Source organism: Nocardia sp. Marseille-Q1738 (assembly GCF_965283145.1).
In genome coordinates this window covers 427504-442563 of the sequence record NZ_CBDIMS010000001.1, presented here as the reverse complement: position 1 = coordinate 442563, position 15060 = coordinate 427504, and the positions used below count along the sequence as shown (strand labels likewise).

Below are 15060 nucleotides of genomic sequence, written 5' to 3'. Positions count from 1 at the left end.
CCAACTCCCGGTTTCGAGCGAAGCGAGATCGAGCATTGCCCGTTCGCGGCCTCGCTCGGACGCGAGCCACAAGGGGGCCGCGAACACGCAGCGCCGCAGGCGCTGCAAATCAAACACAGCCTAGGCTTGGCGAGGTGACCGAGAACCGGATGGCGGCACTGCGCGGCAGGATCGCGGGTGAGGTCGACACCTCCGAGCGCCGTCGCGCGGAGTACTCCTCGGACGCGTCGAACTATCGGGTTCGCCCGGCCGCGGTCGTCTTCCCGCGCATCGATGAGGACGTCGCGGCCACCCTGGAATTCGCCCGCGAGCACGGCCTCCCGGTGACCGCGCGCGGCGGTGGAACCTCGGTCGCGGGCAACGCTATCGGTCCCGGGCTCGTGCTCGATTTCAGCAGGCACATGAACCGGATCGGGGCCATCGATCCGGACGCGCGCCTGGTCACGGTGCAGCCGGGCGTGGTGCTGTCGGAGTTGCAGCGCGCCGCTCGCCCGCACGGCCTGCGCTTCGGACCCGATCCCTCCACGCAGAGTCGCTGCACGCTCGGCGGCATGATCGGCAACAACGCCTGCGGACCTCGGGCCGTCGCCTGGGGCCGCACCGCCGACACCGTGCGCGAAGTGCGCATCCTGGACGGCACCGGCATCGAACGCACGCTGGCAGCGGGTTTGTCCGCGGTACCGGGCCTACCGGAATTCACCAGGGCGCATCTGGCCGTATTGCGCACCGATCTGGGGCGTTTCGGCCGCCAAGCGTCCGGTTACGGCCTGGAGCATCTGCTACCCGAGCGCGGCGCGTCGGCCGCCAAGGCGTTCGTCGGTAGCGAGGGCACTTGTGGCCTGCTGCTGGACGCCACGGTCGAGTTGGTCGCGCTGCCTCCGGCGACCGTGCTCACGGTGCTCGGCTACCCCGATATCGCTACCGCGGCCGATGACGTGGCCGCGGTGATGTCCTGCGCGCCGATCGCGGTCGAAGGCATCGACGCGCGCTTGGTCGATGTCGTCCGCGCGCACCGGGGTTTCGTCCCGGACCTGCCACGGGGTGGCGGATGGCTGTTCGTGGAGACCGCCGGTGCGACGCAGGCCGACGCGGTGGCCATCGCACAGCGATTGTGCCGGACGGCGGGCGCGCTCGACAGCAGGATCGTCACCGATCCCGGTACCGCCGCCGCGCTCTGGCAGATCCGTGCCGACGGAGCCGGGCTGGCCGGTCGCGCACCCGATGGCCGCCCGGCTTGGCCCGGCTGGGAGGACGCGGCCGTCCCACCCGAGCGGCTCGGCGCCTACCTGCGCGATTTCGCCGTGCTGACCCGTGACCACGGCGTGGACGGGTTGCTCTACGGGCACATCGGCGACGGCTGCATCCACGTCCGGCTCGATCTCCCGATCGTGGACGCGCCGCGGCGGTTTCGCGCTTTCCTGTTCGACGCGGCGGAGCTGGTGGTCCGTTATGGCGGTTCGCTCTCCGGCGAGCACGGTGACGGCCGGGCCCGCTCGGAGCTGCTCTCGGTGATGTACTCCCCTGCGGCACTCGACGTCTTCGCCGGATACAAGGCGCTGTTCGACCCCGACGACGTGCTGAATCCCGGTGTGCTCGTCGCGCCGCGTCCGGTGGACGCCGATCTGCGACTCGCCGGGCTCCCCCCGGTCCGAACGTCGAACGGTTACGCGTTCCCGCACGACGACGGCGATATCGGCGTGGCGGTTCATCGTTGCGTCGGCGTCGGCAAGTGCCGCGCCGACGGTGGTTTCATGTGCCCGTCCTTTCAGGCCACCCGGGATGAGAAGGACAGCACGCGCGGGCGGGCGAGGGTCCTGCAGGAGGTGGTGCGCGGCGCGCTGCCCTGGTCATCGGAGGCCGTCGCCGAGTCGCTCGATCTCTGCCTGTCGTGCCGGGCGTGCCGGTCGGACTGCCCGGCGGGGGTGGACATGGCCACCTACAAGTCGGAGACGCTGTACCGCCGATACCGTCGCCGGCCGCGTCCGATCGATCACTACTCGCTTGGCTGGTTACCTCGGTGGCTGACCGTCGCGACTCGGATGCCGCGCCTGGTCAACGCGTTGGCCGGTCGGCCCGCGCTGCGTCGCATGGGTTTGCGGGCGGCGGGCATCGACCCGCGCCGTACCGTTCCGCGGTTGGCCGAGCGCACTTTCCGCCGGATCTGGCGTGATCTGGACGAGGGCGCCTTGCTCGCCGAGTCCGCCTATGCGCCCGAGGAACCGGGCACCGAGACCGGCTCCGGCGACGTGATGCTGTGGATCGATACCTTCACCAACGCCTTCGACCCGGAGATCGCGTTGGCCGCGGCGCGGCTGCTGACCGCTCTGGGCTACCGCGTCCGGATCCCCGAGCGCGGCGTCTGCTGTGGGCTCACCTGGATCAGCACGGGGCAGCTCGACGGTGCCCGCGCACGGCTGCGCGCCACTGTGGCCGCACTGGCCGAACACGTCGCCGCGGGCGGCATCGTCGTCGGACTGGAACCGTCCTGCACCGCGGTCTTGCGTGCCGACCTGCCGGAACTGCTGCCGGACGACCCGCGGTCGGCCGCGATCGCCGCCGCGGTGCGCACCCTCGCCGAATTTCTCGCCGAGCAGCCGAGCTGGCGCCCGCCGGCGCGGACCGGACAGTCCGTGGTGGTCCAGCCGCATTGCCACCAGCATGCGATCCTCGGCTTCGAGGCCGATCGCCAACTATTAGCCAGCATGGGGGTGCTGGTGACGGAGATCACCGGATGTTGCGGCCTGGCCGGAAACTTCGGCATGCAGCCCGGCCATTACGACATTTCGGCCGCGGTGGCCGAGAACGGCATGCTGCCCGCGCTGCGCGCCGCCGGCGAGGACGCGGTCGTCCTCGCCGACGGCTTCTCCTGTCGTACCCAGGCCACTGCCCTGGCCGGGCGACGAGGGCGGCATCTCGCGCAATTTCTCTTGGGGCAGTGACTCTTTCGCGTGCCCGGCGGAGATCGGTGCGCGTGCGCCGCTCGGCTCAGCTGCCGAACGGCAGGGTGCCAGGCGGAATCTGGTAACCCGAGCTACCTGCGGAAACATTGCCCCAGGCGTTGAGCAACCAGTTGAGCACGTTGGTGATCATCGGGAACCTCCGTCATGGCGACTGCCAGCTATTTGCCGATCGAAATCAGTATCGCCGCACCATCAGCGGCGTTACACAGAGGCGGACGCCGACACGCGCGCAGCATAGGGGCAGAATGATGCCGTGCGCACTGCGATGGCCGAGCCGGGAGCGTGCCGGACCGTAACAGCGGATCGGCCGATCGATCTGGCGAGCACCCTCGCTCCGCTCGGCCGGGGCAGCGGCGACCCATGCCACCGGGTGACGGGCGACGGCGCGCACTGGCACGCCTCTCGCCTGCCGACCGGGCCGGTCACCTACCGAGTGACCCAGTCCGGTCCGTGCACGGTGCAGGCCCGCGCCTGGGGGCCCGGCGCGGCGGAGTTGCTGGACGGTCTCGAGCACATGCTGTGTGTGAACGAGGACATCTCGACGTTCGTCCCGGATCATCCGAAGCTCGTCGATGCGCACCGTCGTTTCCCGGGTCTGCGCATGCTGCGTACGGGCCTGGTGTTCGAGGCCCTGGTGCCCGCCGTGCTGGAACAGAAAGTGCATAGCATCTCAGCGCGCGCGTCGTGGCGAAAACTGGTGCGGCAGTTCGGCGAACCCGCACCGGGTCCCGCGCCCGAGGGAATGCGGCTGCCACCGGACGCCGATACTTGGCGGCGGATTCCGTCCTGGACCTACCACCGGGCGAACGTCGGCCCGCAGCGGGCGCAGACCATCGTGCGCGCGGCCAGGGTGGCCGAGTCGCTCGAGCGTGCGGCGCGGGTCGATCCGGCCGAGGCGGAGCGCATGCTGCGCAGCGTTCCCGGCATCGGGGTGTGGACCGCCGCGGAGATCGCGCAGCGGGCTTTCGGCGACGCGGACGCCCTGTCGGTCGGCGACTACAACCTCGCCGCCACAGTCGGTTGGACCCTGCTCGGCCGACCGATTGATGACGACGCGATGGTGGAATACCTGGAACCACTACGCCCGCATCGCTATCGGGCGATCCGCCTGCTCGAGCTCAGCGGCCACTTTCACAAACCGAAGTTCGGCCCCCGCACTCCCCTCACCGACCACAGCTGGCACTGAGCCAGGCCTTCTGCATATCGGCGTTCTTCATTTTCCCCAGTTTTGCCCATTCTTTATCGGTTCCTCGCACGATGAACAACGGACACTGGAGTGACCCGCGCCACGTTTGAAACCACCACCGTAATCCCCGCACTGGTGCCTCGCACGAAGCCACCGTAAGGGTTCGGTATGGCCGGCGCACATTGTCGAACCACACAGCAGCAGGGGGTTGTCAGTGGATCAGATGCCACTCGGGGATACACCGCGGTCCCGATGCCAGTTCTATCGGCGGGAGTGTGATCTGCCCGCCGTCGTCGACCCTCCCGAACTCGGCCGGATCGTGATGCGCGCCGGGCCGGTGTGGGCGTTGACGATGCCGAGCAGCTTGGGTCAAGCGGTCAAGGCGCATATGCAGAGCAGGAGCATCCCGCTCGGCCCGATCCTCGCGCATCCGCGCTCGAACCGATGGACGTTCCTGATCACTCCGGACCTCCCCGAAAGCGATACGCGGCTGTTCGCCGAGCTGTTCCGGTTGGATGTGTCGGTCGCTCGCACCGGATCGACGATCGCGTTGCCGTCTCCGACGGCGGCGGTCGGCTCGATCCGCCGCTGGATAGTGCCGCCGCGCAATCATTTCCGCCCGTCCGGTCATGTCGTGGTCGCGGCCATCCGCGCTTGGGCGGACCCGGCCAGGCACCGTCGGTGAAGACATTCGTCGGTGTGCGTTCGGCAGGTGGTGCCACGGTCCCCGGAGATCTGCTCGGTTGTACACCGGACAGTGCCGGTGGCGGCGGTACGATCGGGCGCGCGTCGAGCGCGGTGTACTGAGATTTCCAGTCCGTAGACCTCTGCTCTGGTAGATAGCGAAGGAGTCCATGTCGTGAGCGAGCTTGCGAGCGAACCATCGGCACAGCGCGCCATGCGCACAGCGGCGCGGAGCGCTGGCGAGGTGACGTCATGAGTATTCAAGGCAACGCGAACATCGACCTGACCAACGCCGTATGGCGGAAGGCAGGCGAAGACTCGGGCAACGACAGTGTGGAGGTTGCGCTGCTCGCCGATGGGCACGTGGGTCTGCGCAACGGGAAGGACCCCGACGGACCGGTGCTGGTTTTCACGCCGGGCGAGTGGGCCGCTTTCACCGCTGGTGTGCACGACGGTGAGTTCGATCGCCCGAAGTAATCACCGCGCGGCCCGGCGGCGACCGAAGAGCTGCCGGGCCCCGGTCACATCTCCCCAAAAATCCAGGTCGTGCCGCATGAAGTGATCGAATCTGCGCTCAAAGATCACGAAATGACACAGATTCGACAACGAAACCACGTTTGCCACGCCTGATTACGGGTAGCCCTTCTTTGTGGACCGTGGGCTCAAGAGTTCCCATCCCCGGTACAAGAAATTACAGCCGGGCGATTGGGTGGAATGGCTGATCGTCGCGTTGCTGTTCGCGGTATCGGCGATCGGTGTTTTCATCCTCACCAGCTCGGTCCTGACGGCGTTGCTCGTCGGTCTGCTGGTCTGGATCGTGGCCCTCGGTGTAGTGGCAATGCTATAGGGTGCGCCGACCGGCCGGGGTGATCCCGGCCGGTCGTCCACAGGGTATCAACGACGAAACAGCTTGTTGCCCAACCACACCAGCGGATCGTATTTCCGATCGGCAACCCGTTCCTTCAGCGGGATCAACGCGTTGTCGGTGATCTTGATGTGCTCGGGGCAGACCTCGGTGCAGCACTTGGTGATATTGCACAAGCCGAGCCCCTGCTCGTCCTGCGCCAAGTCCGTGCGGTCGGCGACATCCAGCGGATGCATCTCCAGCTCGGCGATCCGCATCAGAAAACGCGGTCCCGCAAATGATTTCTTGTTCTCCTCGTGGTCACGGACCACGTGGCAGGTGTTCTGGCACAGGAAGCACTCGATGCACTTGCGGAACTCCTGCGAACGCTCCACGTCGACCTGCTGCATCCGGTAATCGCCCGGCTTCAGATCCGCGCGCGGCGTGAACGAGGGGATCTCCCTTGCCTTCTCATAGTTGAAGGACACATCGGTCACCAAGTCCTTGATCACGGGGAACGCCCGCATCGGCGTCACCGTGATCACCTCGTCCTCGGCGAAGGTGGACATCCGCGTCATACAGAGCAGACGCGGACGCCCGTTCACCTCCGCCGAACAGGAACCGCACTTGCCTGCCTTGCAGTTCCAGCGCACGGCCAGGTCGGGCGCCTGCGTGGCCTGTAATCGGTGGATGATGTCCAGCACCACCTCGCCCTCGTTCACCAGCACGGTGAAGTCGTGCAGTTCCCCACCATCGAGATCGCCGCGCCATACGCGGAATTTGGCGTCGTAACCCATCGTTACGCCTCTCGCTCCGTCGAATTCCCGGCAGCGGCCGGGTGCCCGGCGAGTTCCGCCGGGGTGTAGTACTTTTCGAGCTCGCCGAGATCGAAAAGGGCGAGCAGATCCGAACGCATCGGAACCTGATCCTTGCGCGTCACTGTGACGCTGGGGATCGGGTCGCCGGCCGTGCCGGGATCCACCGCGCAGACCAACAGCTTGTTGCGCCAGTCCGGATCCATCGACGGGTGATCATCTCGGGTGTGCCCGCCGCGGCTCTCGGTGCGCAGCAGCGCGGCCTGTGCCACGCATTCGCTGACCAGCAGCATGTTCTGCAGATCGAGCGCGAGATGCCAGCCCGGATTGAACTGGCGGTGCCCCTCCACGGTCACGTGCCGGAATCGGTCGCGCAGCTCGGCGAGTTTCCCGATCGCCTCGCGCACCTCGTGTTCCTTGCGGATGATGCCGACCAGGTCGTTCATCGACTGCTGCAGATCGGTGTGCAAGGTGTAGGGGTTCTCGCCATTGCCGTCCGTGGGGGGATCGAAGGGTGCCAAGGCGGCCTTCGCGGCCTTCGAGACGTCGTCCTCGGAGACCGACGGCCGGTCGGCGAGGCCCTCCACGTAAGCGGCGGCACCGAGTCCGGCCCGGCGGCCGAACACCAGCAGGTCCGACAGTGAGTTGCCGCCGAGCCGATTCGACCCGTGCATGCCGCCGGAACACTCACCAGCGGCGAACAGGCCGGGCACCGTGGCCGCGCCGGTGTCCGGATCGACCTCGACTCCGCCCATCACGTAGTGGCAAGTCGGGCCGACCTCCATCGGCTCCTTGGTGATGTCGACGTCCGCGAGCTCTTTGAACTGGTGGTGCATCGACGGAAGCCGCCGCACGATCTCCTCGGCGGCCATCCGGGACGCGATATCGAGGTAGACGCCGCCGTGTTCGGTGCCGCGGCCCGCCTTGACCTCCTCGTTGATCGCGCGCGCGACCTCGTCACGCGGCAGCAGGTCCGGGGTGCGGCGCGCGGAATCGTTGTCGCGCAACCACTGATCGGCCTCCTCCTCGGTCTCGGCGTACTGACCCTTGAAGACCGGCGGAATGTAGTCGAACATGAACCGCTTGCCCTCGGTGTTCTTCAGCACCCCGCCGTCGCCGCGCACGCCCTCGGTGACCAGGATGCCCTTCACGCTGGGCGGCCAGACCATGCCGGTCGGGTGGAATTGCAGAAACTCCATGTTGATCAGCGTCGCGCCGGCGCGCAGCGCGAGCGCGTGCCCGTCGCCGGTGTACTCCCAGGAGTTCGAAGTCACCTTGTACGACTTGCCGATGCCGCCGGTCGCCAGTACCACCGCCGGTGTCTCGAACAAGATGAAGCGGCCGGATTCGCGCCAGTAGCCGAACGCGCCGGAAATCCGGTCGCCGTCCTTGAGCAATTCGGTGATGGTGCACTCGGAAAACACCTTGATCCGCGACTCGTAGTCGCCGGTCGCCGCGAAATCCTCCTGCTGCAGCGCGACGATCTTCTGCTGCATGGTGCGGATGATCTCGAGACCGGTCCGGTCGCCGACGTGGGCGAGCCGGGGGTAGGTGTGGCCGCCGAAATTGCGCTGGCTGATCCGGCCGTCCGCGGTCCGATCGAACAGGGCCCCATAGGTTTCCAGTTCCCACACCCGGTCGGGTGCCTCCTGGGCATGCAGTTCCGCCATGCGCCAGTTGTTCAGGAACTTGCCGCCTCGCATCGTGTCCTTGAAGTGGACCTGCCAATTGTCTTTTTCGTTGGCATTGCCCATCGACGCGGCGCAGCCGCCTTCGGCCATCACGGTGTGCGCCTTACCGAACAGCGACTTGCACACCACCGCCACGGACAGCCCGTGCTCCCTGGCCTCGATCACCGCACGCAGTCCGGCGCCGCCCGCTCCGATCACGACGACGTCGTAGTTGTGCCGTTCCACTTCTGCCATGCAGAGAACTCCTCAGTGAGGCGGTCAGTCGATGAACCGCAGGTCCGAAATCGTGTTGCTGGCAACCAACATGACGTAGAAGTCGGTCAGCACGAGCGTGCCGAGGGTGGTCCAGGCCAGCGCCATGTGCCGGGTGTTGAGCTTGGAGACCTGGGTCCAGAACCAGTACCGCACCGGGTGCGCGGAGAAGTGCTTGAGCCGTCCGCCCGCGATGTGCCTGCACGAGTGGCACGACAGCGTGTAGGCCCAAAGCAAGATCACGTTGCCCAGCAGCACGATGTTGCCGAGGCCGAAACCGAATCCGCCGGTCTTGCCGTGGAACGCGACGATCGCGTCGTAGGTGTTGATCACCGAAACCACCAGGGCCACATAGAAGAAGTAGCGGTGGGCGTTCTGGATGATCAGCGGCAGCCTGGTCTCGCCGGTGTACTCGGCGTGCGGCTCGGCCACGGCGCAGGCGGGCGGGGAGAACCACACTGACCGGTAGTAGGCCTTGCGGTAGTAGTAGCAGGTCAGCCGGAAGCCGAGCAGGAAGGGCAGCGCCACGAACCCGAGCGGCAGGATCGCGGGGAGCTCACCGAGCGGGGTGCCGAAATGGCTCGAACCCTCGACGCACGAGGTGCTCAGGCACGGCGAGTAGAACGGGGTCAGATAGTGATAGTCCGGAACCCAATATGCCGTGCGCACATACGATCTGATCGTCGCGTAGATGACGAACGCGGCGAGTCCGAGCACCGTGAACAGTGGCGGGATCCACCATCGGTCGGTGCGCAACGTGCGTTCCGAGATTCGGGCCCTTGTTTTGCTGAATACGCCGGTGCCCGTGTCGGGGGCGGCGGTGGGTGCGGCATTCACTGGGATGCCTCGCTGATCTTGTGTGCGGGTGGCCATCGTTACCTCCGCAATCGAATGTGATGCTGAGCACCATACGACACCCCCGCTATGGCATGAGCAGGGTCCCGGCAATACGAGCCGGGCGAGATGCCAGTGATTTGCGCCACATCCAGCGCTGGATCGGAGGGTGGCCGCGCGTGGTGAATGGGCCGCAAACAGGTCGAACTCCGCTGAGCCGGAACGGGTTCGGCGGTTGTGCGCGGCACGGAATCGGGCTCGGATCGCCGTGCCCGAGGTCGGTGCCGGGTGTGCTGAGCCTGGTGCCGTCTTGTGCGGAGATCGACCCGCCGGTCTGTCTATACGGCGTCAGACCTGGATCTGCTCATGTGATCGCAGACGCAGCGAAATGCTCCGCAGATGGTTGCCGCCGGTCGGCACGGCGACAGGGCGGCCGCGAGAGGTGATCGAAGTGGCTCGTCCTCCCGGCGGCGGTGTGCCGATCCGGTCCGGATCAGGCCGGCGGTCCGGACCCGCACCGAAGGCGGGTGGGCAACCGCTCCGAAACCGCGTGGGTGCCGGGCACGGGGCACGGGCATGCTGATCCGCCACGCATGCCGATTCGCGGGCCCACTCCGGTTACCTCGGGCCCGCGAATTCAGTGCCGCGTCCTACGTGGTTCGCGGGCGGGAGTGGAAGCCGAGCCCCTCGTCCTGCGCGCCCATCCAGGCGGCCTCGTCGGACTTGCTGTCCGGAACGTAGATGACGTCCTGCGCCTGGCGCCGCACCTCCGGAGGCGGTGACTGCTCGAGTTCGTCGGCGTCGATGACCAGGCGCTCGAGGTCGTTCTCCAGCCGGCGCACGGGGCTGGCGTCGCCGTAGTGGTCGCGCAGTACGCCGATGGATTGCCGGAGCTGGCCGACCGCGTAGCGGAGTTCCGCAAATTCGCTGCGTGTCATCGATACCTCCTGTATTCCCTGGCGGACATGCGAACTCGGTGGCCGACGCGCGGTTTGCCCGTCTGCCTCGGACCGCGCACCACCGAGTTGTGTGACCCACCACACAACGTGATCTACAACACAGTACCGAAAGAATCGGGTTCTGGCTCGTACGCGACCGAAAATCGGTGATTGCCGACCAGTTGCCTGACGGTCAGCTCGCGGCGGCGTAGCCGGAGGTCGCTCGCATCGCGGCGAAGGCTCGTTCGACGAGTCCGACGATGGACAGCGCGACCTCTTCGGCACGCTCCAGCATGACGCTGTGTCCGGCCCCTTCCAGGCGCACCAACTCGGAACCGGCCAGCTGGGACGCCAGCGCCACCGAGTGCGCGAACGGGACGAGGATGTCCGCCGAGCCCGCCAGCACCAGCGCGGGGATGGCGCTGAGCCGGTGCAGGTTCGCCGTCTCGTCGAACGCGATCAGTGAGTGCAGGAAGCTGCACATGGTCAGCAGCGGGGTGTCGTTCAGCATCGCCGTGGCCAGCGCGGCCATGCGCGGGTTGACCTTCCCGGTGCCGAAGTTGGCCTCGCGCAGAATGGGCGCGACCACGAGGCGGGTCAGCCGCTTGGACGCCTGCATCACGCGCGGTGCGCGGGTGACGGCGGCCTGCAGCGAGTTCACCGCGCGCCGGTTCAGGAAGCGGGCGAGCCCCACTTCGGTGATGCCGTTGGCCGCGCCCGCCAGCAGGCCGACGCCGGCGATCCGCGTGCCGATGGCTTCCGGGTAGAGCCGGGCGTAGGCGAGCACGACCATCGCGCCCATCGAGTGGCCGACCAGGATCACCGGACCGGTCGGGGCGACCGTCCGCAGCACGGTGTCCAGGTCCTGCCCCAGCTGGTCGATGGTGTAGGTCGACGGATGCCCCTCGCCGGAGTCGCCGTGGCCGCGGTGGTCGTAGAACACCATCCTGGTGTCGCTTCCCCACTGCCGCAGCAGCTGGTCGCGCAGGTAGCACCAGGATTCGCTGCGCAGGCAGTGGCCGTGCACGAAGACGACGGTCGCGGGGGCGTCGTCGGCGCCGAAGACGCGGACCGCGAGAGGGACACCGTCTTCGGCCGACACTGTGACGTGGTGGCCGTCGTAGTCGGCGGCCCGGCGAGCGATGGTCGCGGACATGGCACTCTCCTGTGAGCGAGGGGCCTCGTTGCCGCCTCCTGCCCAGTTGTCGATGGGATTTTCCGCATCGTTAACGACCCATACCTGCCGTTATGGACACGTTGCCCAACTGAGGCTGCCGATCGATCCGGTGGTCACGGCCCCGCTCTACAGGAAAATCTACGAAATGATTGGTCTGACGGTAGATATGGGTAGATTCCCCGATCGCTCGTCGGTCCAGCTCTGCTCCGGAGAATCTGCCACTTTCTACGGATAATCCGATACTGCCGAATAGTGCCCGAGCGACAACCGCCGCCACGGTCGGTCCCTGCGCTACCGACCGTGACGACGGCGGCCTACCGCGCGGTCACGCCTCCGCGCGGCTGCGGGTCGAGGACAGGAACGGGCGCAACAGGTTCGCCTCGGTCGACGGACCCATCTGCCACTCCGCGATCCACGGCCCGGTTCCCTCGCTCGGATCGAGCACGCCCTCCTCCAGCCACTGGTAGCGGCCGTCGAGCACGCCGCGGGTGAGGGTGCGATCGTCGTCGTCGGTGTTCTCCCACAGCTCGTCGAACAGCTTGCGCACGCGCAGCCGCGACTGCCTGCAGAAGGTGTCCGCCAGCTCTTCGGCGGACTTGGCCTCCGGCGCGCCCGCGGTGCGCAACGACTGGGCGCGCACGCAGGCCGCGGACATGGCGAACAGCTCCGCGCCGATGTCGACGATCCGGCCGAGGAAGTTCTGCCGGTATTCCAGACCCGCCTGCCAGCGGCCCATCGCGTACATCAGCGACCTGGCCTGCTTGCGCGCACTGCGTTCGACGAACCGCAGGTGACGCGCCAGCACGCCGAACTCGGTGTAGGCGGCCGGCACCGTGCCCGCTCCGACGGCAAGCTGCGGGAACCACTTCGCATAGAAGCCGGTCGCGCCGACCGCCGCCTTTGCCTTGTCCTTGAACTCGGCCTTGCGGTCCACCAGGGCGCCCGCGGCCGCCATGTGCGCATCGGCCATCTCCCGGGCGATCAGCAGCCGCATGATCTCGCTGGAGCCTTCGAAGATGCGGTTGATCCGCAGATCGCGCACCAACTGCTCGGCCGGGACGGCACGTTCCCCCCTGGCGGCGAGCGAGGCCGCCGTCTCGTAGCCGCGGCCGCCGCGGATCTGCACGAGTTCGTCGGCGATCTGACAGCTCATCTCGCTGGCCCACAGCTTGGCCAGTGCCGCCTCGATCCGGATGTCGTTGCGCGCCTCGTCGCACATGGTGGCCGACAGGTCCAGCGACGCCTCCAACGCGAACGTGGTGGCCGCGATGAACGAGATCTTCTGGCCGACCGCCGCGTGTTCGCCGACCGGCCTGCCCCACTGCACCCGCTGCGCGCTCCACTCCCGCGCGATCTTCAGCGACCACTTCGCGGCCGCGGTGCACATCGCGGGGATGGCGAGCCTGCCCGCGTTGAGCGTGGTCAGCGCGATCTTGAGGCCGTCGCCCTCACGGCCGATCAGGTTGCGTTTGGGCACCCGGACGTTGTGCATCCTGGTCAGGCCGTTCTCGATGCCGCGCAGACCCATGAACGCGTTGCGCCGCTCCACGGTGATGCCCGGCGAGTCCGCTTCTACGACGAACGCCGAGATGCCGCCGCGATGCCCCTCGCTCTTGGGTACGCGCGCCATCACCACCAGCAGCTCGGCGACGACCCCGTTGGTGGTCCACAGTTTGACGCCGTTCAGGATGTAGGCCTCGCCGTCCTCGGTCGGTATCGCGGTGCTGGCCATCCGGGCCGGGTCGGAGCCGACGTCGGGCTCGGTGAGCAGGAACGCGCTGACCGCGCCCGCCGCGCACCGGGGCAGGAACTCCGCCTTCTGCTCGGGGGTGCCCGCCAGCTTCAGCGGTTCCGGCACGCCGATGGACTGGTGTGCCGAGAGCAGGACGCCGAGGCTGGGGTGCGTGGAGCCGACCAGCATCAGTGCGCGGTTGTAACCGAACTGGGAAAGCCCTTGGCCGCCATAGGATTGCGGTATCTTCAGGCCGAAGCAGCCGAGCTCGGCCATGTCTTTGACGTACTGGTCCGGAATCCGGCCCTCGGCCTCGATCACCGCTCCGTCCATGGACTCGCACAGCGTCCGTAGCCGGGACAGGAACGCCTCGGTGTGCGCTGCGTCCTCGGGGCCGGGTTGCGGGTATGGGTGGATCAGATCCAGCCGGAACCGTCCGAGGAACATCTCCTTGGCGAATGAGGGCTTGGCCCAGCTTGTTTCGCGGGACTCCTCGACCAGTGCGCGTGCCTGTTCTTCGGTGGCGTCGACTTTCGCGGCTGTCGCCATGATGTCCTCCCTCGGACGTGATCAGGATCACATCCGAGTGTAGGAGAGTTTGTTACCCGTCGGTAGGGCTCTTGGTCGAGAGAAATCTACGAATATCTATTGATCTTGGAAGAGGGGCGAATAGTGGGCAATCGACCGCTGGACCTCCTGCCCGCCGGGCGGTGGTCAGACCGAGCGCAGATAGCGGCCGAAGTGCGGCACGGTGAAGCCGATCGTGCCGCGCTCGGCGGAGTAGATGAGGCCCTTCTTGATCAGCCCGTCGCGGGCGGGCGACAGCGAGGCGGGCTTGCGGCCGAGTTCATTGGCCACCGCCGCGGTCGCCACCGGGCCGTCATCGCCGGCCAGGTCCGCCATGGCACGCATGTATTCGCGTTCAGCGGGCGTTGCTCGCTCATAGCGGGAACCGAAGAACCCCACCGCCAGCTCCTCCTCGGCGGCGGGTGAGGCGACTTCGACGTCTTCGGCCGTGATCGGGCTCTCCGGCGCTTGGTCCCAGGCCGCTTTGCCGTAAGCCTGCACGAAATAGGGGTAACCATCGGCCCGTTGGTACAGGGCGTCCAGTGCGCCGTCGGTGAACTTCACGTTCTCGCGTTGTGCGGGCGCGATCAGCGCTTGATCGGCGGACTCCCGGTCCAGCCGGTCGATGCGGTGATAACTGAATAGTCGCTCGGAATAGCTTTTCGAGGCGGACAGTACCGCGGGCAAATGCGGCAGGCCCGCGCCGACCACGATCAGCGGCGCGGCATCCTGACTCAATTCGTGGCAGGCGCCGCAGATCGCGGAGATGTCGGCGGGGCCGAGATCCTGCATCTCGTCGATGAAGATCGCGATGCCGACGCCGATGTCGGCGGCCAGCGCGGCCGCCTCGACCAGCAGCTCCACCAGGTCGATCTCGATGTCGCCGGAATCGGCCCTCCCGCTCACCGCCGGCACGTCGATGCCGGGTTGCCAGCGCTCCCGCATGCCCTTGTCCGCGGTGGCCCGCAGGGCGAAGGCCTTGAGGATGCCGAGGAAATCGTCCACCCGTTCCGGATTGCGGTGCGCCATGGCGATCGCGCGCACCGCCATGTGCAGCGCCGAGGACAGCGGGCGGCGCAATTCCTGATCCGGCCGCGCCTCGATCTTCCCGGTGCCCCACCCGCGCGAGATCGCGGCCGAGCGAAGCTGATTGAGCAGCACCGTCTTTCCGACACCGCGCAGGCCGGTGAGCATCACGCTGCGTTCCGGGCGACCGCGCGCCACGCGTTCGAGCACGATGTCGAACGCGGTGAGTTGCTTGTCGCGCCCGGCTAATTCGGGTGGGCGCTGTCCCGCTCCGGGTGCATACGGATTCCGCACGGGGTCCATGCCCCGACACCGTAGCGTGTCAGGTCCGCATAATCTGGGCACATCTACGGC

Annotated in this window: 12 protein-coding genes; 5 read left to right on the top strand and 7 right to left on the bottom strand. The window is 67.4% G+C overall.

All coding sequences use genetic code 11. The features are described 5' to 3' along the window. The first annotated feature begins 149 nt into the window (after positions 1-149). From ACWPXK_RS02085 to ACWPXK_RS02065, 5 genes are all read left to right on the top strand, one after another. Positions 150-2939, top strand: a complete 2790-nt coding sequence (locus ACWPXK_RS02085) for an FAD-binding and (Fe-S)-binding domain-containing protein (RefSeq protein WP_454195406.1) — start codon at positions 150-152, stop codon at positions 2937-2939. A 286-nt stretch (positions 2940-3225) separates the two neighbouring features. Then, entirely contained in the window at positions 3226-4146 is a 921-nt protein-coding gene (locus tag ACWPXK_RS02080) for a DNA-3-methyladenine glycosylase family protein (RefSeq protein WP_454195405.1), read from the top strand. Between the two features lie 223 nt (positions 4147-4369). Further along, entirely contained in the window at positions 4370-4831 is a 462-nt protein-coding gene (locus ACWPXK_RS02075) for a DNA-directed RNA polymerase subunit beta (RefSeq protein ID WP_454194302.1), read from the top strand. A 251-nt stretch (positions 4832-5082) separates the two neighbouring features. Then, positions 5083-5307 (top strand): DUF397 domain-containing protein, encoded by a 225-nt coding sequence (locus ACWPXK_RS02070; RefSeq protein WP_364322684.1) that lies wholly within the window; start codon positions 5083-5085, stop codon positions 5305-5307. A gap of 232 nt (positions 5308-5539) precedes the next feature. Further along, entirely contained in the window at positions 5540-5677 is a 138-nt protein-coding gene (locus tag ACWPXK_RS02065) for a hypothetical protein (RefSeq protein WP_454194301.1), read from the top strand. A gap of 47 nt (positions 5678-5724) precedes the next feature. Here ACWPXK_RS02065 and ACWPXK_RS02060 read toward each other — a convergent pair whose 3' ends face one another. The 7 genes from ACWPXK_RS02060 to ACWPXK_RS02030 form a co-directional block, all read right to left on the bottom strand. Beyond that, on the bottom strand, positions 5725-6471 hold the full coding sequence (locus ACWPXK_RS02060) for a succinate dehydrogenase/fumarate reductase iron-sulfur subunit (RefSeq protein ID WP_454194300.1): 747 nt from the start codon (positions 6469-6471) through the stop codon (positions 5725-5727). Positions 6472-6473: 2 nt separating this feature from the next. Continuing rightward, the gene (locus tag ACWPXK_RS02055; protein WP_454194299.1) at positions 6474-8414 is read right to left on the bottom strand and encodes a fumarate reductase/succinate dehydrogenase flavoprotein subunit; all 1941 of its coding nucleotides are present in this window, start codon (positions 8412-8414) and stop codon (positions 6474-6476) included. Positions 8415-8438: 24 nt separating this feature from the next. Further along, entirely contained in the window at positions 8439-9305 is an 867-nt protein-coding gene (locus tag ACWPXK_RS02050) for a hypothetical protein (protein ID WP_454194298.1), read from the bottom strand. Positions 9306-9916: 611 nt separating this feature from the next. Continuing rightward, positions 9917-10204: a hypothetical protein gene (locus ACWPXK_RS02045; protein WP_454194297.1), complete on the bottom strand. Its 288-nt coding sequence runs from the start codon at positions 10202-10204 to the stop codon at positions 9917-9919. Positions 10205-10397: 193 nt separating this feature from the next. Further along, the gene (locus tag ACWPXK_RS02040; RefSeq protein WP_454194296.1) at positions 10398-11360 is read right to left on the bottom strand and encodes an alpha/beta fold hydrolase; all 963 of its coding nucleotides are present in this window, start codon (positions 11358-11360) and stop codon (positions 10398-10400) included. A 346-nt stretch (positions 11361-11706) separates the two neighbouring features. Continuing rightward, positions 11707-13662, bottom strand: a complete 1956-nt coding sequence (locus ACWPXK_RS02035; protein ID WP_454194295.1) for an acyl-CoA dehydrogenase family protein — start codon at positions 13660-13662, stop codon at positions 11707-11709. 165 nt (positions 13663-13827) lie between these two features. Continuing rightward, positions 13828-15009, bottom strand: a complete 1182-nt coding sequence (locus ACWPXK_RS02030; protein ID WP_454194294.1) for an AAA family ATPase — start codon at positions 15007-15009, stop codon at positions 13828-13830. Positions 15010-15060: the final 51 nt, after the last annotated feature.

Coding starts and splice junctions, on each gene's coding strand:
- ACWPXK_RS02030 (WP_454194294.1), bottom strand. CDS start 15,009: ATGGACCCCGTGCGGAATCCGTATGCACCCGGAGCGGGACAGCGCCCA.
- ACWPXK_RS02045 (WP_454194297.1), bottom strand. CDS start 10,204: ATGACACGCAGCGAATTTGCGGAACTCCGCTACGCGGTCGGCCAGCTC.
- ACWPXK_RS02040 (WP_454194296.1), bottom strand. CDS start 11,360: ATGTCCGCGACCATCGCTCGCCGGGCCGCCGACTACGACGGCCACCAC.
- ACWPXK_RS02055 (WP_454194299.1), bottom strand. CDS start 8,414: ATGGCAGAAGTGGAACGGCACAACTACGACGTCGTCGTGATCGGAGCG.
- ACWPXK_RS02070 (WP_364322684.1), top strand. CDS start 5,083: ATGAGTATTCAAGGCAACGCGAACATCGACCTGACCAACGCCGTATGG.
- ACWPXK_RS02050 (WP_454194298.1), bottom strand. CDS start 9,305: ATGGCCACCCGCACACAAGATCAGCGAGGCATCCCAGTGAATGCCGCA.
- ACWPXK_RS02075 (WP_454194302.1), top strand. CDS start 4,370: ATGCCACTCGGGGATACACCGCGGTCCCGATGCCAGTTCTATCGGCGG.
- ACWPXK_RS02080 (WP_454195405.1), top strand. CDS start 3,226: ATGGCCGAGCCGGGAGCGTGCCGGACCGTAACAGCGGATCGGCCGATC.
- ACWPXK_RS02060 (WP_454194300.1), bottom strand. CDS start 6,471: ATGGGTTACGACGCCAAATTCCGCGTATGGCGCGGCGATCTCGATGGT.
- ACWPXK_RS02085 (WP_454195406.1), top strand. CDS start 150: ATGGCGGCACTGCGCGGCAGGATCGCGGGTGAGGTCGACACCTCCGAG.
- ACWPXK_RS02035 (WP_454194295.1), bottom strand. CDS start 13,662: ATGGCGACAGCCGCGAAAGTCGACGCCACCGAAGAACAGGCACGCGCA.